At 71.3% G+C, this 21,009-nt stretch carries 21 protein-coding genes, 1 tRNA gene and 1 pseudogene; 12 read left to right on the top strand and 11 right to left on the bottom strand.

The genetic code is table 11. From position 1 onward, the window contains the following. Window positions 1–291: 291 nt before the first annotated feature. On the top strand, window positions 292–2,103 hold the full coding sequence (locus AB0N07_RS44405) for a tetratricopeptide repeat protein (protein WP_365845508.1): 1,812 nt from the start codon (window positions 292–294) through the stop codon (window positions 2,101–2,103). A 168-nt stretch (window positions 2,104–2,271) separates the two neighbouring features. After that, window positions 2,272–2,345: transfer RNA gene (locus AB0N07_RS44400), tRNA-Met, on the top strand. 79 nt (window positions 2,346–2,424) lie between these two features. On the opposite strand, the gene AB0N07_RS44395 is transcribed toward AB0N07_RS44400, so the two are convergent. The 3 genes from AB0N07_RS44395 to hisN all read right to left on the bottom strand — a co-directional run bounded on the left by AB0N07_RS44395 (window position 2,425) and on the right by hisN (window position 4,323). Continuing rightward, window positions 2,425–2,841 (bottom strand): Fur family transcriptional regulator, encoded by a 417-nt coding sequence (locus tag AB0N07_RS44395; RefSeq protein ID WP_115906041.1) that lies wholly within the window; start codon window positions 2,839–2,841, stop codon window positions 2,425–2,427. A 105-nt stretch (window positions 2,842–2,946) separates the two neighbouring features. After that, entirely contained in the window at window positions 2,947–3,339 is a 393-nt protein-coding gene (locus AB0N07_RS44390; protein WP_365845506.1) for a CBS domain-containing protein, read from the bottom strand. A gap of 183 nt (window positions 3,340–3,522) precedes the next feature. Next, complete coding sequence (hisN, locus tag AB0N07_RS44385) at window positions 3,523–4,323, bottom strand: histidinol-phosphatase (protein ID WP_365845504.1); 801 nt, start codon at window positions 4,321–4,323, stop codon at window positions 3,523–3,525. 187 nt (window positions 4,324–4,510) lie between these two features. Here hisN and AB0N07_RS44380 point away from each other — a divergent pair, with 187 nt between their 5' ends. Beyond that, window positions 4,511–5,128 (top strand): TetR/AcrR family transcriptional regulator, encoded by a 618-nt coding sequence (locus AB0N07_RS44380; protein WP_365845502.1) that lies wholly within the window; start codon window positions 4,511–4,513, stop codon window positions 5,126–5,128. Window positions 5,129–5,275: 147 nt separating this feature from the next. Here the strand turns inward: AB0N07_RS44380 and AB0N07_RS44375 are convergent, their stop codons facing one another. From AB0N07_RS44375 to AB0N07_RS44360, 4 genes are all read right to left on the bottom strand, one after another. After that, on the bottom strand, window positions 5,276–5,599 hold the full coding sequence (locus AB0N07_RS44375; protein ID WP_030929096.1) for a multidrug efflux SMR transporter: 324 nt from the start codon (window positions 5,597–5,599) through the stop codon (window positions 5,276–5,278). Window positions 5,600–5,675: 76 nt separating this feature from the next. Then, window positions 5,676–6,686: a ribosome small subunit-dependent GTPase A gene (gene rsgA / locus AB0N07_RS44370; RefSeq protein ID WP_365845500.1), complete on the bottom strand. Its 1,011-nt coding sequence runs from the start codon at window positions 6,684–6,686 to the stop codon at window positions 5,676–5,678. Window positions 6,687–6,705: 19 nt separating this feature from the next. Next, complete coding sequence (aroA, locus tag AB0N07_RS44365; RefSeq protein ID WP_365845498.1) at window positions 6,706–8,022, bottom strand: 3-phosphoshikimate 1-carboxyvinyltransferase; 1,317 nt, start codon at window positions 8,020–8,022, stop codon at window positions 6,706–6,708. A 134-nt stretch (window positions 8,023–8,156) separates the two neighbouring features. Continuing rightward, window positions 8,157–8,879 carry a M50 family metallopeptidase gene (locus AB0N07_RS44360; RefSeq protein ID WP_365845496.1) on the bottom strand — a complete coding sequence of 241 codons (723 nt, stop codon included), beginning with the start codon at window positions 8,877–8,879 and terminating at the stop codon, window positions 8,157–8,159. A 50-nt stretch (window positions 8,880–8,929) separates the two neighbouring features. Here AB0N07_RS44360 and AB0N07_RS44355 point away from each other — a divergent pair, with 50 nt between their 5' ends. From AB0N07_RS44355 to def, 8 genes are all read left to right on the top strand, one after another. Further along, window positions 8,930–9,745, top strand: a complete 816-nt coding sequence (locus AB0N07_RS44355; protein WP_365845494.1) for an SOS response-associated peptidase — start codon at window positions 8,930–8,932, stop codon at window positions 9,743–9,745. 1 nt (window position 9,746) lies between these two features. Continuing rightward, entirely contained in the window at window positions 9,747–10,391 is a 645-nt protein-coding gene (locus AB0N07_RS44350) for an alpha/beta family hydrolase (RefSeq protein ID WP_365845492.1), read from the top strand. Between the two features lie 256 nt (window positions 10,392–10,647). Next, complete coding sequence (gene sigR, locus AB0N07_RS44345; protein WP_351474585.1) at window positions 10,648–11,331, top strand: RNA polymerase sigma factor SigR; 684 nt, start codon at window positions 10,648–10,650, stop codon at window positions 11,329–11,331. Continuing rightward, window positions 11,328–11,630: a mycothiol system anti-sigma-R factor gene (gene rsrA / locus AB0N07_RS44340; RefSeq protein ID WP_365845490.1), complete on the top strand. Its 303-nt coding sequence runs from the start codon at window positions 11,328–11,330 to the stop codon at window positions 11,628–11,630. The genes sigR and rsrA overlap by 4 nt, the downstream gene beginning before the upstream one ends. 142 nt (window positions 11,631–11,772) lie before the next feature. Then, on the top strand, window positions 11,773–13,083 hold the full coding sequence (locus AB0N07_RS44335; RefSeq protein WP_365845488.1) for an HD-GYP domain-containing protein: 1,311 nt from the start codon (window positions 11,773–11,775) through the stop codon (window positions 13,081–13,083). Between the two features lie 417 nt (window positions 13,084–13,500). Next, window positions 13,501–14,742 (top strand): HD domain-containing protein, encoded by a 1,242-nt coding sequence (locus AB0N07_RS44330; protein WP_365845486.1) that lies wholly within the window; start codon window positions 13,501–13,503, stop codon window positions 14,740–14,742. Window positions 14,743–14,849: 107 nt separating this feature from the next. After that, window positions 14,850–15,830, top strand: a complete 981-nt coding sequence (locus AB0N07_RS44325) for a hypothetical protein (protein WP_365845484.1) — start codon at window positions 14,850–14,852, stop codon at window positions 15,828–15,830. Window positions 15,831–15,958: 128 nt separating this feature from the next. Beyond that, window positions 15,959–16,609: a peptide deformylase gene (gene def / locus AB0N07_RS44320; protein WP_365845482.1), complete on the top strand. Its 651-nt coding sequence runs from the start codon at window positions 15,959–15,961 to the stop codon at window positions 16,607–16,609. Window positions 16,610–16,624: 15 nt separating this feature from the next. Here def and AB0N07_RS44315 read toward each other — a convergent pair whose 3' ends face one another. Next, window positions 16,625–17,590, bottom strand: a complete 966-nt coding sequence (locus AB0N07_RS44315; RefSeq protein ID WP_365845480.1) for a helix-turn-helix domain-containing protein — start codon at window positions 17,588–17,590, stop codon at window positions 16,625–16,627. Window positions 17,591–17,683: 93 nt separating this feature from the next. On the opposite strand from AB0N07_RS44315, the gene AB0N07_RS44310 reads away from it, so the two are divergent. After that, window positions 17,684–17,908 carry a hypothetical protein gene (locus AB0N07_RS44310; protein ID WP_365845478.1) on the top strand — a complete coding sequence of 75 codons (225 nt, stop codon included), beginning with the start codon at window positions 17,684–17,686 and terminating at the stop codon, window positions 17,906–17,908. On the opposite strand, the gene AB0N07_RS44305 is transcribed toward AB0N07_RS44310, so the two are convergent. The 3 genes and pseudogenes from AB0N07_RS44305 to AB0N07_RS44295 all read right to left on the bottom strand — a co-directional run. After that, complete coding sequence (locus AB0N07_RS44305) at window positions 17,875–18,360, bottom strand: hypothetical protein (RefSeq protein ID WP_365845476.1); 486 nt, start codon at window positions 18,358–18,360, stop codon at window positions 17,875–17,877. The genes AB0N07_RS44310 and AB0N07_RS44305 overlap by 34 nt on opposite strands. Window positions 18,361–18,470: 110 nt before the next feature. Continuing rightward, entirely contained in the window at window positions 18,471–20,519 is a 2,049-nt protein-coding gene (locus tag AB0N07_RS44300) for a putative Ig domain-containing protein (protein WP_365845474.1), read from the bottom strand. A gap of 237 nt (window positions 20,520–20,756) precedes the next feature. Beyond that, a pseudogene (locus tag AB0N07_RS44295) lies at window positions 20,757–20,936 on the bottom strand (nucleotidyltransferase family protein); the annotation flags it as partial. Window positions 20,937–21,009 lie beyond the last annotated feature (73 nt).

Here is a 21,009-nt window from a genome sequence, read left to right as displayed (position 1 = left end):
GAACAAAATAGGCGGTGGGTTTTTGATGGTGGTTTGTTTGTGGGGTTATTAACCCCTTGTTCTATTTTAAAAATCCTTACCCCGTTACTGATGTCCATGCCCGGTATCATAATGGAGCGGGGCCTTCGTGATGTGCGAACGCATGTGCCGGTCAGGGGGATCGTCATGCCGCCTCCGGGAGTTGGGGGAACTGTGTTTGACTTGTCTCTCTGTGGGCATGTCGACAAAACGCTGAAGTGACCTCACTGGCTGCGGTATACCAGGTGTACCCGGGTTGCAGGTGGTGCGACGATGGACGTTATGGGGGACAAGGCAACTCTGTTCGAGACAGGGCGATTTGTGCAGCCTTCCGAACCGGGCGAAGCCGGGGAGGTGGCTGAGGAGGCCGTCGAGGAAGTTCGTCAGCGGCTCGCCGCCGAGGCCGGCGACGTCGAGGCGATGAGTGTCCTCGGGGCCATGCTGCTGCGCCGTGGCGACCTCGACGGAGCCGAGCCCCATCTGCGTGCCGCCACCGCCGCGGGCGACCGTGCCGCCGCCAACAACCTGGGAGTCCTTCTCCACCAGCGCGGATACGCCGACGACGCCGCCGGCTGGTGGCGGATCGCCGCCGTCGCCGGGTCCGCGGCGGCCGCGCATGCGCTGGGCCGTCATCACCGCGAGCGCGGGGACGAGCCCGCGGCCGAGTACTGGCTGCGGCAGTCCGCCGAACAGGGGCACGCCCTGGGCGCCTACGCGCTCGCCGATCTGCTGGAGCACCGCGGGGACACCGGAGCCGAGGACTGGATGCGGTCCGCGGCGGAGCGCGGGCACCGGGAGGCGGCCTACCGCCTGGCGCGTGCACTCGACCGCAGGGCGGCCCACCAGGGCGAGGACGGGTCTGACAACGGTGTCGAACTGCTGGCTCAGGCCGAGCAGTTCTACCGTCAGGCCGCCGCGCGCGGACACCGGCGGGCCGCGCTGCACCTCGGCGCGATCCTGGAGAAGCGCGGTGAGCTCAAGGAGGCCGGGCGCTGGTATCTGACGTCCGCCAAGGACGGCGAGGCGCGTGCCGCCTGCGCGCTCGGGTTCCTGCTGCGGGACGCCGGCGACACCGAGAGCGCCGCCGTGTGGTGGCTCAGGGCCGCCCAGGACGGGGACGGCAACGCCGCCAATGCGCTCGGCGCCCTGCATGCCGAGCGCGGCGAGACGCAGACCGCCGAGCGCTGGTACCGGGCCGCGATGGACGCCGGTGACGACAACGGCGCCTACAACCTCGGGCTGCTCTGTGCCCAGCAGGGGCGGACCGCGCAGGCCGAGCAGTGGTACCGCCGGGCCGCCTACGCCGGACACCGCGAGGCGGCGAACGCCCTGGCGATCCTGCTGCTGCAGGGCGGCGACACGACCGGCGCCGAGCCGTGGTTCTCCAAGGCCGCGGAGGCCGGGAGCGTGGACGCCGCGTTCAACCTGGGGATCCTGCACGCAGGGCGGGCCGAGGGCGACGTGGCGCTGCGCTGGTACGAGCGCGCTGCGGCCGCCGGGCACACCGAGGCGGCGCTGCAGGTCGGCATGGCGCGACTGCGGGACGGGGACGAACGGGCGGCGGAGCGGCATCTGCGCTGCGCGGCAGGAGGCGGCAGCGCGGAGGCCGCGTACCGGCTGGCGACCGTCCTCGACGCCCGGCGCCCGCCCGCGCCCGCGCATGAGCTCGGGGAGTCCGTGCACGAGAAGACCGAGTGCGAGGAGTGGTACGAGCGCGCGGCTTCGCAGGGGCACCGGCGGGCGCAGGTGCGGGTCGGGATGATGGCCGCCGCCCGCGGCGACGTGGTGGACGCGGCGCGCTGGTACCGCGCGGCCGCCGAGGCCGGGTCCCGCAACGGCGCCTTCAACCTCGGGCTGCTGCTGGCCCGCGAGGGGAGCGAGCCGGAGGCGGCCGTGTGGTGGACGCGGGCGGCCGACGCGGGGCACGGGCGGGCGGCGCTGCGGCTGGCCCTGGTCTACGCGCGTCGGGGTGAGCTGGCGGAGGGGCAGCGGTGGGCGGACCGGGCGGTGACGCTGGGGCCTGCGGAGGTCTCGGAGCGGGCGGCTCGACTGCGGGACGCTCTGCTGGAGGAACTGTCGGCGTAGCAGCCCGGCGGCGGGCCGACCGCCCTGGGAGCTGCGCCCAGACCCCCCTTCGCCCTGGACGGCCTCGTCCTCGGACGCGGGGACGGGCTGAAAATCCGGGCCTGCGCCGGGCCCGCCGTAAGCGATTTGCCTCTGGCCGCGTGCTTCACGTAATGTTGCGTTCACCGACGCGGGGTGGAGCAGCTCGGTAGCTCGCTGGGCTCATAACCCAGAGGTCGCAGGTTCAAATCCTGTCCCCGCTACTGAAGGCCGAGGGCCGGAATCCAGTGAATGGATTCCGGCCCTCGGTGTTTCCCTGCCTTTGGCGTTTCGAGCGGCTGGTTACGCGGCCGCGCAGTTCGGGCAGATGCCGCGGTACGTGACCTCGACGTCCGAGACGGTGAAGCCGAAGCGCTCCGTGTCGGGGAGGTCGGCGAGCGGGTTGCCGCTCGGGTGGACGTCGCGGATCGCGCCGCACTGGGCGCAGACCAGGTGGTGGTGCGGCCGGTGGGCGTTCGGGTCGTACCGCTTGGCGCGCTTGTCGGTGGAGACCTCGAGCACCTCGCCGAGGGAGACCAGCTCACCCAGGGTGTTGTAGACGGTCGCGCGGGAGATCTCGGGCAGCTTGGCGACGGCCCGGGAGTGGACCTCGTCGGCGGTCAGATGCACATGCTCGCCGTCGAGAACCTCGGCCACGACGCGCCGCTGCGCGGTCATCCGCCATCCGCGTCCGCGCAGCCGTTCCAGAAGGTCGCTCATGAAATCCAGCCTAACAGCAGGGGGACCATTTTCCGAACAGGTGTGAGTTTGGATCGCTTCTGGAGTTGGACTTAGTCCAATGTATTTTTCTGGCCCCCTGCGAGGTCACGCGGGCACGTGCTGCCGTGCCGGTGCCCAGCAGCGGATGATGTCGCGGACGGAGACGATGCCGACCGGCTCGCCCCGGTCGAGGACGATGAGATGGCGGAAGCCGCCGTGGGCCATGGCGCGGGCCGCCTCCTCCAGCGTCCAGGACGGGGCGGCGAAGACGACCTCGTTGGTGGTGTGGTCGTGGGCGCGCTCGATGTCGGGGCTCTGGCCGAGGCCGACGGAGTTGAGGATGTCGCGTTCGGTGAGGATGCCGATACCGCCGGCGTCGGGGTCGAGGACCAGGGCCGCGCCGACACGACGGGCGGACATCAGGGCTGCGGCCTGGCGGAGTGTATGGGTGGGGCCGATGGTCAGAACCACCGTGCTCATGGCGTCGCGGACGAGCATGGACTTCAGCCACCTCCAAAGGAATCCACTTGGTTCCGGCCCGGCGCCGGAGGCGCCTATGGGAACTTCACAAGTTCACAAGTGGGGGGACTCCCAGAGTCGCAGGTAAAGCGGGAGTCAACAAGAGGGCGCGTGCGGCCAATTGAGGGCGCACGCGCTCATCTGTGCTTTTGCACGTGCGCCTCAGTAGCGCTCGTTGAGATAACCCAGCAACTCGTCGTGCAGCAGGCCGTTCGACGCGGCCGCGTTGCCGCTGTGCGGGCCCGGGCGGCCGTCCAGGCCCGTGAAGGTGCCGCCGGCCTCGGTGACGATGATCGTGTTGGCGGCCATGTCCCAGAGGGAGAGCTCCGGCTCGGCGCAGATGTCGACCGAGCCCTCGGCGACCATCATGTACGGCCAGAAGTCGCCGTACGCGCGCGTGCGCCACACCTCGCGGGTCAGGTCCAGGAAGCCGCCCAGCCGGCCCTGGTCCTCCCAGCCGGACAGGGAGGAGTACGCGAACGAGGCGTCCGCCAGCTTCGCGACGCGGGAGACCTGCAGACGGGAGGCGGAGGAGAGGCTGCGGCCGGTGAAGGCGCCGTGGCCCTTCGCGGCCCACCAGCGGCGGCCCAGAGCGGGGGCGGAGACGACGCCGACGACGGGCTGGAAGCCGGTCTCGCCCGCCTCCATCAGGGAGATCAGGGTGGCCCACACCGGGACACCGCGTACGTAGTTCTTGGTGCCGTCGATCGGGTCGACCACCCAGCGGCGGGGGCCCGTGCCCTCCAGGCCGTACTCCTCGCCGAGGACCGCGTCGCGGGGGCGGGCGCGCTGGAGCTGGCCGCGGATGAGCTCCTCCGCCGCCTTGTCCGCTTCGGTCACCGGGGTCATGTCCGGTTTCGTCTCGACCTTGAGGTCGAGCGCCTTGAAGCGGGACGTCGTTGCCGCGTCGGCGGCGTCCGCGAGGACGTGGGCGAAACGGAGATCGTCGAGGTAGTCCGGCATGGAACGAACGCTATCCGGCGAGGTCGCGCTGCGGCCACCAGGCCATGCTCACGGTTTGGCGGCACATTGCCGCCGTCGGGGCGGGCACACGGCGGCCGCGGGGCGCCCCCGCGTGCGCTCGCGAACCCTTGACAGTGCCCCTGTGCGCGTCAAATCTGGGCGCAGAGCCGCTCGCCCCAGGGAGGCGATGATGCCTGCAGCGCGGGAATCCCTACTGGACGCCGCGTACACGGCGCTGGCGCGCCGACCGTGGTCCGCCGTACGGATGGTGGACGTCGCTTCGGCCGCCGGAGTGTCCCGGCAGACCCTCTACAACGAGTTCGGCAGCAAGGAGGGGCTCGCCAGGGCGCTCGTGAGAAGGGAGGCGGACGGCTACCTCGCCGGTGTCGAACGTGCGCTCGCCACGCACAGCGACGCCCGCGACCGGCTCACCGCGACGGCTGAATGGACCGCGTCGACGGCGCGCGAGAACGCACTCGTACGGGCCATGCTGACCGGCTGCTGGAGTGAACGGCTGCCCTCGCCGACGCTGTCCGCGGTGCCGTCCTCCTCGGTGGTGCCGGCACAGCGGCGGGCGGACGGCCCGCTGCCGTCGCCCGGCGACTTCGTGGCGATCGTCCGGGACCGGGCCGTGGCGGTGCTGTCGAAGCCGGGGGCGGTCAAGTCGGACACGGCGGATCTGGCGCGCTCCTGCGAGCTGGTGGTACGGCTGGCCCTGTCCTGCGTGGCGGCGCCGCCGGGGGAGGGCGGGGTGGCGGACCTGGTCCGCACGGCCCTGCCCGGCAGGCGGTGTGACGGGTCGTAGGGCCGACGCGTCCCCTTGATGTTCTTCTTCGCGGCCGGGAGGCGAGCCGCGCGCCCGTTGTCTCGAAGTGACCGGTCCCGAAGCCCACTTCGGCGGGCGAGCGGTCGCACGGAGGTCGACCGCACGCTGGGGGAACGGGAGTTGGACCTAGTGGGCGGACCCGGAGAGCTGGAGGCCGATCACGCCCACGATGACCAGGCTGATCGAGACGAGCTTCAGCGTCGACACCAGGTCGCCGAGGAAGATCATGCCGTAGATCGCGGTGCCCGCCGCGCCGATGCCGGTCCACACCGCGTAGGCGGGGCCGACGTCCAGCTTCCTCAGGGAGAGGGTGAGGAGGCCGAAGCTGCCCAGGGCGAAGACGCAGAACGCGATCGTCGGCCACAGGCGGGTGAAACCGTGGGAGAGCTTGAGGCACACGGCGAAACCCGTCTCGAGCAATCCGGCCACCACTACCAGCAGCCACGCCATGTGCTGTCCTCACGTATGTCCGGCTCGGTGCGATTATGCACTTACCGGGCCGGCGGCCCCACAAACACCGCGGAGGTCAGTCGCCCTCCTTGCGCTCCCGAGTGGACAGCAGCCGGCGCAGCGAATAGAGCCGGGCCGGGTCCGCGTGGCCCTCGGCCACCCAGGCGTCCAGCGCGCAGTCCGGCTCGTCGTGACTGCAGGCGCGCGGGCAGCCCTCCGTGCCCCGTTCCAGGTCGGGGAAGGCGTGGATGACGCGGGACGGGTCGATGTGGGCGAGGCCGAAGGACCGCACGCCAGGCGTGTCGATCACCCAGCCGTCGTCGTCGCTGAGCGGGAGCGCCAGCGCCGAGGTGGTGGTGTGACGGCCACGGCCCGTCACCGCGTTCACATGGCCCGTCAGCCGCCGCCGGTCCTCCGGTACCAGCGCGTTGACCAGGGTCGTCTTGCCGACGCCCGAGTGGCCGACGAACGCCGTGACCCTGCCGTCGAGTTGCTCGCGCACCCGGGCCGCCGCGTCGCCGCTCTCCAACTCCTCGCGGCTGGTGACGACATAGGGGATGTCCAGGTCGCCGTAGAGCTCCAGGAGTTTGTCGGGCGGGGCGAGGTCCGCCTTGGTCATGACCAGGAGGGGTTCCAGGCCGCCGTCGTACGCCGCGACCAGGCAGCGGTCGATGAGGCGCGGGCGGGGTTCCGGGTCGGCCAGGGCGGTGACGATGGCGAGTTGGTCGGCGTTGGCGACGACCACGCGCTCGTACGGGTCGTCGTCATCGGCGGTGCGGCGCAGCACCGAGGTGCGTTCCTCGATGCGGACGATGCGCGCGAGGGTGTCCTTCTTGCCGGACAGATCGCCGACGAGGGCCACCCGGTCGCCGACGATCGCCGCCTTCCGGCCGAGTTCGCGGGCCTTCATCGCCAGCACGATCCGGTCCTCGACGAGACACGTCAGACGGCCCCGGTCGACGGTGAGGACCATGCCCTCGGCGGCGTCCTCGTGCTTGGGCCGGATGTTGGTGCGCGGCCGGTTGCCCTTGCGGTTCGGGCGGCTGCGGATGTCGTCCTCGTCGGTGTGCTTGCCGTAGCGGCGCATGACTGGTCCTTGCCGTTCTCTACGCCCCGAGCATCCCGGCCCACATGTCGGGGAAGTCCGGCAGGGTTTTCGCCGTCGTCGCCACGTTCTCGATCTGCACGCCCTCGACCGCGAGGCCGATGATCGCGCCGGCCGTCGCCATACGGTGGTCCTCGTACGTGTGGAAGATCCCGCCGTGCAGCTTGCGCGGGCGGATGTGCAGACCGTCGGCGGTCTCGGTGACGTCACCGCCGAGCTCGTTGATCTCCTTGGTGAGCGCGGCCAGCCGGTCCGTCTCGTGCAGCCGCAGGTGGGCCACTCCGCGGAGGGTGGAGGGGGAGTCCGCGAGGGCCGCGACCGCGGCGATGCCCGGGGTCAGCTCGCCGACCTCGCTCAGATCCACGTCGATACCGTGGACCGAGCCCGCCCCGGTGAACTCCAGGCCGTACTCGGTCAGTTCGCAGGAACCGCCCATGTCGGTGAAGATCTCCCGCAGCTTGTCGCCGGGCTGTGTGGTGCGGGACGGCCAGTCGGGGATCACGATCTTGCCGCCGGTCACCAGGGCGGCCGCCAGGAACGGCTGCGCGTTGGACAGGTCCGGCTCGATGGTCAGGTCCCGGCCGAGCAGCGCGCCCGGCGTCACCCGCCACACGTTGGGCTCACCGCCCGACTCCGGGGTGTCCACCTGCGCGCCCACCGCGCGCAGCATGTCGACGGTCATGCGGATGTGCGGCAGGGAGGGCAGGGAGCTGCCGACGTGACGGACCTCGACGCCCTGGTTGAAGCGCGGGCCGGAGAGCAGCAGGGCGCTCACGAACTGGGAGGACGACGAGGCGTCGATCTCCACGGAGCCGCCGTCCAGGGCGCCCCCGCCGTGCACAGTCAGCGGCAACGCGCCACGGCCGTCGTCGTCGATACGGGCGCCGAGCACGCGCAGGGCGTCGATGACACCGTTCAGGGGGCGCTCGTACGACCTCGGGTCGCCGTCGAAGCGGATGGGGCCGTCGGCGAGGGCGGCCACCGGGGGCAGGAAGCGCATCACGGTGCCGGCGTTGCCGACGTCGACCGTGGCCGGGCCGTGCAGGCCCGTCGGGAGGACCCGCCAGGTCTCGCCGGTGCCGTCGGGGCCCACGCCCTCCTCGATGCCTACGCCCATCGCGCGCAGGGCGCCCGCCATCAGGAGGGTGTCGCGGGAGCGGAGGGGGCGGCGCAGCCAGCCCGGTTCGCTGGCGAGAGCCGCGAGTACCAGGGCGCGGTTGGTGACCGACTTGGACCCCGGTACGTGGACCGTCGCGTCGACGGCTCCGCTCGCGAGGGGGGCGGGCCAGAGGGCGGTGTGTGCGGGGTTTGTGGCCATGGGGCCACTTTATAAGCAGCGGGTTGTGCAGGTCGTTGTACAGGTGGGGCGCCGTGGGGGCTGATCGCGCCCCGCGGCGGAGCCGCTGATCGACACCGCCCCGCGCCCCTTTGATGCGCCCCTTCGGGGCTGCATCACATCTCCAGCAGCCAGCGCCCCCCGCCTATCAGCGAGCACAGGCTCACCGCGTGGAACAGGAACAGCCACAGCCCCGCCGGGACATGCGTCAACCGTGAAAGCTGGTCGGCGTCCGAGTCGCCCGCGCCGCCGCGACTCCGTTTCGCCTGGAGTTCGAAGGCCGGGCGTACCCCGCCCACCAGCAGGAACCACACCACCGCGTACGCGAACGCCGCCTGTACCTGCGGTCCCGCCAGCCACGACACCAGCAGGAACGTGCCCCCCGTCAACACGACCGTCAGAGCGCCGTACGCGTTGCGGATCATCACCAGCATGGCGACCAGCAGGGCCGTTGCCAGCCACAGCAGCAGGGTGATGTGGCCGACGGCGAGCAGGGCCGCGCCGCCCAGGCCGAGGAGCGGGGGAGCGGTGTAGCCCGCGGCCGCGGTGAGGATCATGCCGAGGCCGTGCGGCTTGCCGCGGCTGACGGTGAGGCCGCTGGTGTCGGAGTGCAGCCGTATGCCCGTCAGCTGTCGGCCGGTGAGCAGGGCGATCAGGCCGTGGCCGCCCTCGTGGGCGATGGTGACGGCGTTGCGCGAGATGCGCCAGACGTTGTGCGGGACGACCACCGCCAGCGCGGCGATCAGGGTCGCGATCACCACCCAGAGGTCGGGGTCGGGCTGGCTGCCGGAGACCTGGTCCCAGAGGGAGGCCAGCGAGGCGGATGCGGTGGTGTCCATGTTGGGCAGGAGCTCCCTCGGGTCTCGTCGAATCTGGCAGTGTGGCACGTATGTGCGGACGGTATGCAGCGAGTCGCAGGCCCGAGGATCTCGCAGGAATCTTTGAGATCGAGAAGTGGGAACCCGAGGAGACCCTCGCGCCCGACTACAACGTGGCCCCCACCAAGGAGGTCTACGCAGTCCTGGACCGCCCTCTCAAGGACGCCGAAGACCCGCGGCCGGTTCGGCAGCTGCGCAAGCTGAAGTGGGGCCTGGTGCCGTCCTGGTCGAAGACCCCGGAGGGCGGGGCGCGGATGATCAACGCCCGTGCCGAGACCGTCCACGAGAAGCCGTCGTACAAGCGGGCCTTCACCTCCCGCCGCTGCATCATCCCCGCCGACGGCTACTACGAGTGGGTCACCGGCAAGGGCGAGCGGGACCTGGAGGTCGAGGGGAAGAAGAAGCGGCCACGCAAGCAGCCGTACTTCGTGCTGCCCGCCGACGGGTCGGTCTTCGCGATGGCCGGGCTCTACGAGTTCTGGCGGGACAAGACGCTGCCGGACGACCACCCGCAGGCCTGGTGGGTGACCTGCTCCGTGATCACGACCGAGGCGGAGACGACACCCCTCGCCGTCGCCCCGGCCGAGGGCCCGCACGCGCTCGCCGACATCCACCCCCGGATGCCGCTGATGCTCACCCCGGACCGCTGGGACGCCTGGCTCGACCCCTCGCGCACCGTCCCCGAGGACCTGCGGTCGCTGCTGGAGCCGCCGCCCGCCGGGCTGATGCGCGCCTACCCCGTCTCCACCGCCGTCAGCAACGTCCGCAACAACGGACCGGAGCTGCTGAAGGAACTCGAAGGCCCCGAAGAAGGCACACTTTTCTGATGTGACAGACCTGACAGAAGTGACACAGGACGTCGAGACCGATGCCGGTCCGGCCCGCATCACCTGGCGCCACGCAGCGCAGCCTCGGCTCGTCCTCGCCGTCGGTCACGGCGCCGGCGGCGGCATCGAGGCACGGGACCTCCAGGCCCTCGCCCAGACCCTGCCCGGCCACGGAGTGACCGTCGCCCTCGTCGAGCAGCCCTGGCGGGTGGCCGGCAAGAAGCTGGCCCCCGCCCCGAAGACGCTCGACCTCGGCTGGCGCGGGATCTGGCCGGCGCTCGCCGGGCCCGGACTGCCGGTGATCTCGGGCGGACGCAGCGCGGGAGCCCGCGTCGCCTGTCGTACGGCCGTCGAGCTCGGCGCCCATGCCGTCCTCGCCCTCAGCTTCCCGCTGCACCCGCCGGGCAGGCCCGAGAAGTCCCGCGCCGAGGAGCTGCTCGGATCCGGGGTGCCCACCCTCGTCGTACAGGGCGGGAACGACCCCTTCGGAAAGCCCGAGGAGTTCCCGAAGGGGGCGTACGAACTGGTCGAGGTGGACCACGGCGACCACGGGTTCGCCGTGCCCAAGCGGGCGGAGATCACGCAGGAACAGGCGCTGGAGATCATCACGGACGGTGTCACCCAGTGGACCGTGTCACTCGGGTGACGGCGGGGAATGCCGCGCGGGCGGCCACTGTTGAGGCGGACAGAAGTGCTGGATACCAGCACCGATCGTCGTGGGAGAGGAAGTCCGCCGCATGGGTTCGACCGTATGCCCGAGCCGCAGCAGCCGCACTGACCTGGACTGGACGGTGCTGACTGCGGCCAAGACCACCCCTATTCGAGGGGCGGCGGGGACGGGTCGTCGTCTATCCTCCGATTCTGGTGACACCGGTTTCGGTGCTGCCCGGAATCTTGAGGAGGTGGGTCCGGTCACTGGGATCGACGCAGGGACCGACAACGGCCAGGCGGAGCTGCCCGAGGGCCAGGGCATCAGCGCGGAGTCGACGGCGGAGCGCAGCGCGCGCTTCGAGCGGGACGCGCTCGAATTCCTCGACCAGATGTACTCGGCCGCCCTGCGCATGACGCGCAACCCGGCCGACGCCGAGGACCTGGTGCAGGAGACGTATGCCAAGGCGTACGCGTCCTTCCACCAGTTCCGCGAAGGCACCAATCTCAAGGCGTGGCTGTACCGGATCCTCACCAACACCTTCATCAACTCGTACCGCAAGAAGCAGCGTGAACCCCAGCGCTCCGCGGCCGAGGAGATCGAGGACTGGCAGCTCGCCCGCGCCGAGTCGCACATGTCGACCGGTCTGCGCTCCGCGGAGTCGCAGGCGCTCGACCACCTGCCCGACTCGGACGTGAAGGAAGCACTCCAGGCGATCCCCGAGGAATTCCGCATCGCCGTGTACCTCGCCGATGTCGAGGGCTTTGCGTACAAGGAGATCGCGGACATCATGGGGACACCCATCGGTACGGTGATGTCCCGGCTGCACCGGGGCCGCCGTCAGCTGCGCGGCATGCTCGAGGACTACGCGCGCGAGCGCGGACTGGTCCCGGCCGGCGCCGGAGAGTCGGACGAAGCGAAAGGCTCGGGCTCATGAGCTGCGGAGAGCCGCACGAGACGGACTGCAGTGAGGTCCTCGACCATCTCTACGAGTTCCTCGACAGTGAGATGCCGGACGTCGATCGCGACAAGTTCAAGCAGCACTTCCAGGAGTGCTCGCCGTGCCTGGAGAAGTACGGCCTGGAGCAGGCCGTGAAGAAGCTGGTCAAGCGGTGCTGCGGCCATGACGACGTACCGACCGACCTGCGTGCGAAGGTGCTCGGGCGGCTCGACCTGATCCGCTCCGGACAGGCCGTCCCCGAGCACGACATCACCGCGGCCCCGCAGGAGTCCTGAACTCCCTCCGGGCCTTCGTCCGGAATGCCTGGAACGGGCTGTCGTCACTCGAACGTGCTAATCCGCGGTTCATAAGCCCGCGGACGCCCCCCGGTCCGCCCTAGTCTCCTCACCCGGAGCAGGTTCGGCCGGGAGGAGCGTGATGGAGGCGGTTCCGGCACGGGCACGCGCCTACGTCGCCTGTACGGTCCTCGGCGCGCTTCTCTGCCTGCTTCCGCTGCCCGCCGTCCACACCTCCTGGCGGGCGGTCGCCCTGCTCGCCCTGCTGTACGCCGGCTGTGAGCAGGCCGCCGCCCGATGGCGCTTTGCCGGAACGTTCTACCCGGTGCTGCTCGCCGGGGCCTTCCTGCTGCCACCCCCGGCCGCCGCGCTGGTCGCGCTGCCGGGGGCGTTGCTGTCCCGGGTCGAGCAGCGGCCGCGCCGGCTGCGGCGGAGCTGGCGGGCCGCCCAGCTGGTCCTTGGCGTGTGGGCCGCGGGCCGGGTGCACTGGTCGCTCGGCGGGCGGGACGCGGTCGTCGGCTCCGACTTCCCGTACGCACTCGTGCCCGCGGGTGCCGCGGTACTGGCCTTCTGCCTGGTGCTGACCGCCCTCGACGGCGGGATCCGCGCGCTGGCCGAGCGGGTGCCGGTACGGCGGGCCTGGCGCGGGCTGTTCGTACGATCCCTCGCGCCGGTGGTCGTGCACGGTCTCGCCGGGCTGATGATGGCCGTCCTGTGGCGCAGCCCGTACGGCCCCGTCGCCGCGCTGCTGGTGCTGCTGCCGATGTGCGTGTCCTGGTGGGTGTTCACGCAGTACCACCGGGAGCGCGCCGCCCACCAGGCGACGATCCGGGCGCTGGTGCAGGCCGTCGACATCAAGGACGAGTACACCCGCGGCCACAGCGAGCGGGTCGGCCAGGCCTCCATGATGATCGCCCGGGAACTCGGCATGGACGACGAGCGCGTCGAGGTCCTGCGGTTCGCCGGGATCCTGCACGACGTGGGCAAACTCGGCGTGCCCACACGGCTGTTGAGGAAGGACGGGCCGCTGACTCCGGAGGAACGCCGGGTGATCGAGCTGCATCCCGAGTACGGCCACGAAATGGTGCGCGGAATCGGTTTTCTGGGCGAGGCCCGGGCCGCCGTGCTGCACCACCACGAACGCCTGGACGGCAGCGGCTACCCGTACGGACTGCGTGGCAGCCAGATCCCCGAATCCGCACGCGTGGTGGCCGTCGCTGACGCCTTCGACGCGATGACGTCCACGCGCTGCTACCGGCGCGCCCGGCCCGTCCCGGTCGCCCTGGAGGAGCTGGAGCGGTGTGCGGGGGCGCAGTTCGACCCCCGCATGGTCGCGGCACTGGTACAGGCGCTCGCCCGTTCCGGCTGGCATCCCGCGGTCACCGCGGAGGAGCAGCCCCGCCTGCCCGCACCCACCGCGGCCGTCTCCAGCCGGCCGGGAGCCCGCGGTTGAGCGCCCGGCGCTCGGCGGGGAGCAGCCCCGGCGCGGCCGTTTCCAGCGGGCCGGGGGCCCCGGGACGGGCGCCGGCGGTCGGGGGGAGCACTCCCGCGTGTACGCACCTGCCGAGGCCGTCTCCAGCCGGCCGGGAGCCCGCGGATCGGCGCCCGGCGGTGGCGGTGGCGCAGCCCCGGCTGTCCGCAGCCGCCGCGGCCGTTTCCCGTGGGCCGGGAGCCCTGGTGTCCGCAGCCGGTGCGGCCGTTTCCGGCGGGCCGGGGGTACGCGGATGAGCGCTCGGTCGTGGCGGTGGCGCAGCCTCGACTGCGCGTGCCCGCGGCGGTCGTCTCCAGCCGACCGCCTGGTAGTCGCGGGGGAGTACCCCCGTCCACCAGCACCCGCCGTGGTCGTCAACCGCAGGCCCGGAGACCCCGGATGAGCGCCCGGCAGCCGCTGACGCTTCTCATTCACGCCTGCGCTGCCCTCCTCGCCGCCGTCTCCCTCGCCGTCACCCACCACACCGGCCTGGAGGAGCGCCCCACCGCCCTCGCCTTCGGGCTGCTCGTCACCGTCGGCGAGCTCAGCCGCTGGACCGGCGCCCGGGTCAGGGAGGCCGCGCCGCTCGGGGCCGCCGGTGCGATGTCGTACGCCCTGCTCGGAGAGGACGCCGGGCAGCCCACCCACCACGGCGTCACCCAGGTCGTCGCCGTCGTCCTCGCCGCCGCCCTCATCGGCAGCGTCCCCCACATCGCTTTCGGACGCGGACCGGTGCTCGACCATCTCGCGCGGCGCGTGCTCACCGTCGGATTCGCCGCCGTCTGCTTCCAACCCCTGTACCTCCGGGGAGCGTTCGGCGAATGGCACGGCCCCGCCTACGCCCTGCTGCTCCTCGCCCTCCTCGCACTCACCGCGCTGTGCGACGCCGTGCTCGCCGCCGCACTCGCCCACTCCCGTACCCGGTGGCCCTTCGGGCCGCTGCTGCGGGACGAACTGCACGCCCTCCTCGGCATCGGCTCCGCCGTGTGCGCCACCGGCGCGGTGATGGCCCTCGCGGTCGCCGTCGTCGGACTGTGGGCGCTGCCCGTGTTCTCGCTGCCGCTGCTGCTGACCCAGCTGTCCTTCAAGCGGTACGCGGCCGTGCGGACCACCTACCGGCAGACCATCACCTCCCTCGCCCGCGCCACCGAGATCGCCGGGTACACCCCCGCCGGGCACGCCCGCCGGGTGGCCGCCCTCAGCCGTGCCGTCGGACGTGACCTCGGACTCACCCGGCCCGAACTGACCGTGCTGGAGTACGCCGCCCTCATGCACGACATCGGCCAGCTCAGCCTCGTCGACCCGGTGCCGGCGGGCGCCACCGCCGGACTGCCCACGGCCGAGCAGCGCCGCATCGCCCTGCTCGGCGGGGCCGTCGTACGCCAGACCGGGGTCGACCCGGCGGTCGCCGTGGTCGTCGAGCGGCAGGCCGACCCCTACCGGGAGCAGCCGCTCGCCGCCCGGATCGTGCGGGCCGTCAACGCATACGACGAGAAAGCACGCGACGCAGGGCCCGGCGGGCCCCTCACGGCACTGGAGGAGCTGCGGCTCGCCACCGCCGGGGACTATGCGCCCGAAGTGGTGGAATCGCTGGCCCGGGTCCTTGCACGGGACTGTCTGACCCTGCCTGTGGCTGGGTAACCCATGGGTAATGAGCGCCCTTCCAGCCGTACGTGGTTGGATGCGAATGAGAGGGTGTGTCCGGGGGCAGCACTAGCCAGCCCACTCCACGGAACTGGCAGGGAATCGTGAGGATCTTCGGCAAGGGACGGCACCGGCCCTCCGCCTCCTGGCGGCAGGCCACCGACCGCGCGTTCACGCTGATCGGCGACGGCCGGTACGAGGACGCGGGTGCTCTGCTGACACGTGCCGCCGACCTGGAACCCTGGCTCTCCGAGTCCTGGTTCAACCTCGCCCTGCTGCACAAGTTCCGGCACGACTGGGAGCAGGCCCGCGCGGCAGGCCTGCGCGCCGTCGCGCTGCTCGACCGGGAGACCGGCGCCCCCGACTGGTGGAACGTCGGCATCGCGGCCACCGCCCTGCAGGACTGGCCGCTGGCCCGGCGGGCCTGGCAGGCGTACGGGCTGCGGGTGCCGGGGGCTGCCGCGGCGAGCGGTGAGCCGGTCGGGATGGAGCTGGGCAGCGCCGCTGTCCGGCTGTCCCCGGAGGGGGAGGCCGAGGTGGTGTGGGGGCGGCGGCTGGACCCCGCGCGTATCGAGGTGCTGTCGATTCCGCTGCCGTCCTCCGGGCGGCGCTGGGGTGAGGTCGTGCTGCACGACGGGGTGCCCCATGGTGAGCGCACCACGACCGCCGGGCATGCCTACCCCGTGTTCGACGAGATCGAGCTGTGGGCGCCGTCGCCGGTGCCGACGTGGGTGGTGCTGCTCGAAGCCGCCACCGAGGCGGATCGGGATGCGTTGGAGCAGCTGGCCGCGGACGCGGGGTTTGCTGCGGAGGACTGGTCGTCGTCGGTTCGGTTGTTGTGCCGGATGTGTTCGGAGTCGCGGATGCCCTCCGATGAGGGTGACGGGGAGCATCTTGATCCCCATGACCACAGTGAGCCGGGGCATCCGGGGCCGCTGGGCCATCGGACCGATGGGCAGCTTTGGGTGCCAGAACGGGAGTGTGGGGTGGCGGCCCCGGCTTCTCTGGTCAGGGGTTTGTTGGACGGGTGGGTTGCCGATAGCCCTGACTCTCGGGACTGGCGGGATCTCGAAGAGGTGTGCTGAGGATCGCGGCCGGGTGCGGGTTCGTCGTGGCTGGTCGCGCAGTTCCCCGCGCCCCTTGAGGGGCGCTACCCGTACCCTGTAGCAGCAACTTCACCCCTTGGTTTGGTTTAGGAAGGCATACGTCGGTCATGGCGCAGCAGGACACCGATCAGCAGCACGTGGGCGTGCTTCCCGTGGACGACGACGGCTTCGTCATCGACACCGAGGAGGCCGAGGAGCGCGAGAACGCCTGGCGCGCGGCCGGGACCTCGCGGCCCATCACCGTCGTCGGGAACCCGGTGCTGCACAAGGAGTGCAAGGACGTCACCGAGTTCGGTGAGGAGCTGCAGCAGCTGGTCGCGGACATGTTCGCCTCGCAGCGCACCGCCGAGGGCGTGGGCCTGGCCGCCAACCAGATCGGCGTCGACCTGAAGGTCTTCGTCTACGACTGCGGCGACGACGAGGGCGTCCGGCACGTCGGTGTCGTCTGCAACCCCAAGCTGGTCGACCTGCCCGCCGAGCGGCGCCGCCTGGACGACAGCAACGAGGGCTGCCTGTCCGTACCCACCGCGTATGCGCCGCTGGCCCGTCCCGACTACGCCGAGGTGACCGGCCAGGACGAGAAGGGCAACCCGATCAAGGTCCGCGGCACCGGCTACTTCGCCCGCTGCCTGCAGCACGAGACCGACCACCTGTACGGCTATCTGTACATCGACCGCCTGTCCAAGCGTGAGCGCAAGGACGCGCTCAGGCAGATGGCCGAGAACGAGCCGCGCTACCCCGTCGTCTCGAACGACTGAGGCCACCCGGGCTGGTCAGGCAGCCGCCTCGGGGCCTCTGAAGGTGCGCCGGTAGGCGTTCGGGGTCGTTCCGATCGCCTGGACGAACTGGTGGCGCAGCGCGGCCGCGTTGCCGAATCCCGCGCGGCCCGCGATCGCGTCCACCGTCTCGTCCGTCCCCTCCAGCAACCGCTGGGCCAGCAGCACGCGTTGCCGCAGGATCCACCGGTAGGGAGTCGTCCCCGTCTCCTGCTGGAAGCGGCGGGCGAAGGTGCGCGGCGACATGTGGGCGCGATCGGCGAGCTGCTCGACCGTGACCTCCTCGTCGAGGTGCCGTTCCATCCACACCAGCACCTCGGCGACCGTGTCGCCGTGCGTGCGGGGCAGCGGGCGCTCGATGTACTGCGCCTGCCCGCCGTCCCGGTGCGGCGGCACCACCATCCGCCGGGCGATCTTGTTCGCGACCTCCGGGCCCTGCTCCTTGCGCACGATGTGCAGACAGGCGTCGATGCCGGCGGCGGTGCCCGCCGAGGTGATCACCGGGTCCTCGTCCACGTACAGGACGTCGGGCTCGACCGTCAGCTGCGGGTACGCCCGCGCCAGCTCCTCCGCGTGGTGCCAGTGCACGGCACAGCGCCGGCCGTCGAGCAGCTTGGCCGCGGCGACCACGAAGACACCGGAGCAGACGCTGAGGATCCGGGCGCCCCGGTCGGCCGCGCGCCGCAGGGCGTCCAGGAGCTCGGGCGGGAACTCCCGGGTCTCGAAGCAGGCGCCGGCCGGCACGGCGATGAGGTCGGCCTCCTCCAGCCGCTCCAGACCGTGCTCGACGTTCATGGAGAAACCGGCGCGGGTGCTCAGCACCGGCCCCTCGGCCGAGGCGACCGCGAAGTCGTAGACGGGCAGTCCGTCGTCGCTGCGGTCGATGCCGAACACCTCGCAGACGACGGCCAGTTCGAAGGGGTTCACACCGTCCAGGACGACGGCGGCGACGTTCTGCAGCATGCCACCAGTGTGCCTCGCCATTGGCAGTATTTCGAGGGTCTACGGCAGTCCTGCCACTGTTTGTCAGGAGCTATCGGCGTGACAGTGGTGTCCATGGATACGGCACACCTCGAAGGACTGATCGGAATGCTGACCGTTCTCGCCATCCTCGTTCTCCTGGTCCTCCCGTCCGTGCTCGGTATCGCGCGCGACCGTCGCATCGACCGGCAGATCCGCGAGGCCGAGCAGGGCCGCGGGGAAGCCGAGGGCCTCGGCCCCGCCGGGCGTCCCGCCCGTCGGCAGAGCTACTTCACCACCACGGTGACCCACCACTCCTGAATCCCCAGGCACGAGACCCGGCCGGGCTGGGCGGCGCACAGCGGCCGCGTGGACTCGAGCCGGGTCTTGCCGTCCGCCACGGCCTTGAAGGCGGCGCTCGCATCGCCCGGTTGCAGGACGAAGCCGCTGTTGGCGGCCTGCAGCACCGAGCCCTTCGCGGTGACCGGCTTCCAGGGCCGCTTCGCGGTTCCGTCCAGGCTGATCCGGACGGTGTCGCCCACCGCCAGACAGACGGTACGGCCGCTGTCGGCGGCACCGAGCGTCGACGCCGTCGTGCAGCCGCCCGAGCGGCCCGGCGTCGGGCTCGGCGGCGGGCTCTTCCTGGGTGTGGGGGAGGACGACACGTTGTTGCCGTCGCCGCCCTTGCCGCTGTCGGTCTGGTTGCCGCAGCCGGCCAGGGCGAGGGTGAGTGCCGCGAGGGCGAGGGTCGTGTGGCGGATCGTTCGGCGCATGGGGGGCCTCCTCTTCCCTGTGACGTGTGACGCACGGGTCCGGATCCACACCTGGGCCCCGTCCGCGAAGATCGCGGACGGGGCCCAGGGACGAACGGGATCGAACGGGATCAGCTGGTCGTGACGGCGGTGTCGTCGACGACGAAGCTGGTCTGGAGCGAGGAGTCCTCGACACCGCTGAACTTCAGGGTGACGGTCGAGCCCGCGAAGGAGCTCAGGTCGAAGGACTTCTGTACGTACCCGGAGGCGGCGTTGAGGTTCGAGTACGTCGCCAGGGTGGTCGAACCGGCGCTGACCGTCAGCTTGTCGTACGCGGTGGAGCCGGTCTCCGCGGTGTCGATGTGCAGGTAGAAGGTGAAGGTCGCCTTGCAGCCGCTCGGCACGGTCACCGACTGGGACAGCGTGTCGGTGTGCGAGGAGCCGTAGCCGTCCAGCCAGGCGTAGTACGAACCGGCGTGCGCCGACTCACTGGTGGAGTTGGTGATGACTCCGCTGGACGCGGTCCAGGTGGTGTTGCCCGACTCGAAGCCGGGGTTGCCGAGGAGCTGCGAGGAGGTGCAGCCGCCCCCGCCGCCGGAGCCGACGGTCCAGCTGAAGGAGGTCGAGCCGGAGGCGCCGGTCGAGTCCTTGGCGGTGACGGTGACCTGGTAGGTGCCCGCGGTGGACGCCGTACCGGAGATCAGGCCGCTGGAGCTGCTGATCGACAGCCCGGTCGGCAGGCCGCTCGCGCTGTAGGTGAGGGTCGCGCCCGCGCTGTCGCTCGCGCTGATCTGCAGGCTGACGGAGCTGCCGGTCGTCGTCGACTGGCTGCCGGGGTTGGTGACGGTCACCGTGTTGCCGGAGGTGCTGCCCGAGGTGAAGGCGGTGGTGCCGTTCGGGGTGCCCCAGCCGGTCGGGCCGTCGTAGCCGGTGCCCGCGGTGCAGAAGTACGACGGGGAGCAGGAGCCGTTGTTGCCGCTGGTCACGTCGTACAGGTTGCCGGTGTGGCTGTAGGGGTACTTCGCCGGGTAGTCGGTGGAACCCGGGGTGCCGGCCAGCGCGTACACGCCGGCGATGATCGGCGAGGAGGCGCTGGTGCCGCCGTAGACCGCCCAGCCGGAACCGCCGTAGGTGTCGTACACCGCGACACCGGTGGCCGGGTCGGCGACCGCGGAGACGTCGGCCTCCATGCGCTTGCTGCAGCCGCTGTCGGTCTGCCAGCTCGGCTTCGGGTCGTACGCGGAGCAGCCGGAGCCGGTGCCCTCGGTGGAGCTGGTGTGCCACACCGACTCGGTCCAGCCGCGGGAGTTGGAGGACGTGGACAGCGCCGTACCGCCGACCGCCGTCACGTACTGCGAGGTCGCCGGGTACTCGGCGCCGTAGGCGGAGTCACCGGCGGAGACGGTGATCGCGACACCCGGGTGCTTGAAGTACGAGGTGTCCTCGCTGGTCTGGGCCGAGGACTCGGAGCCGCCCCAGCTGTTGGAGACGAACTTGGCGCCGAGCGACACGGCCTCGTTCTCGGCGATGCCGAGGTCGGTGTCGTTCGCGGAGTTCGCCTCGACCAGGATGATGTTGCAGTTCGGGCAGACCGCGCTGACCATGTCGATGTCCAGCGCCTCCTCACCCGCCCAGCCGGTGTCGTTGGTGGGCAGCGAGGTCGTGGAACCGGTCTGGCTGACCTGCTTGAAGCAGCCGTTGGCCTTGGTGCAGGAGGACAGGCCGTACGTCGAGCGGTAAGTGGCCAGGTCCGACTCGGCGTTGGGGTCGTTGTAGGCGTCCACCACGGCGACCGTCAGGCCCGAGCCGCCCGTCGAGGGCAGGTTGTAGGCGCTGTGCAGGTTGGCCGGGGAGAGGCCGGAGGGCGCGGCGGCGGCGACCGCGGAGGCCAGCCGCTGCTTGATGTCGGTACGGCGCTGGGCGAAGCAGGACGCGTGACCCGGGGCGGCGGTGGCACACAGGTGCTGGGTCGGCACCTTCTGGCCGGCCTTGCCGGTCGAGTGGAACGTCTGCCGCTCGGGGGAGGTGAGGGCCTTGGCGTTCTGGGCGGTCCGGGTGGGGTGCGCGGCCACGGATGCGGCGTGCGCCGGTGCGGCCACGAGACCGGCGAGGCCGAGGGCGAGGGCGGGTATGGCGGTGGCCAGGAGTCTTCGCAGGCTCCGTCTGGGCTTCTCACGCATGGGCGTACTGCCTCCGTCGTTGGAGTGGGGTTCTCGACGCTGGTGGCAGGCCTGTGACGCGCGTAGCGGCGGCGGTGCGCGATGCCGTCATGGGCATGACACTTGGAACATCCTGTGCCGGTGTTGTGTGTACATGGCAGGACGGCCAGAAAGTAGCCGGAGGCGAGGAGCCCGGAACAGATGGGCCGGAAGAACTTTGCCGCTCCGTGGGAGGTCCATGGCCGTCCGATGGCGGCCCTATGGACGCTCCATGGACGAGTCCCGGCGAGGCCGGTCCAGCACGGTCAGCTCCGGCCACTGCGTCAGCCGGCGAGGCGACTTGACTTTGTATACGGACCAAGGCGCGAGTACGGGGTTGGGCCGCAGGACGAGGCTGAAGACGTCGGAGAGGCCGTGCGGTGCGTATACCCGCCACTGCCTGGTTGCCGAGCTCGATCTCGGGCGGGTGTTGCGCGTAGTTGTGGCGGGCGAGTTAGTGGTCGGGATCCTC

Source organism: Streptomyces sp. NPDC051172 (genome assembly GCF_040682555.1).
In the GTDB taxonomy this organism is placed as follows: Bacteria; Actinomycetota; Actinomycetes; order Streptomycetales; family Streptomycetaceae; genus Streptomyces.
Note: the sequence above shows the minus strand (reverse complement) of the source record. Positions and strands in the feature narration are given on the sequence as shown.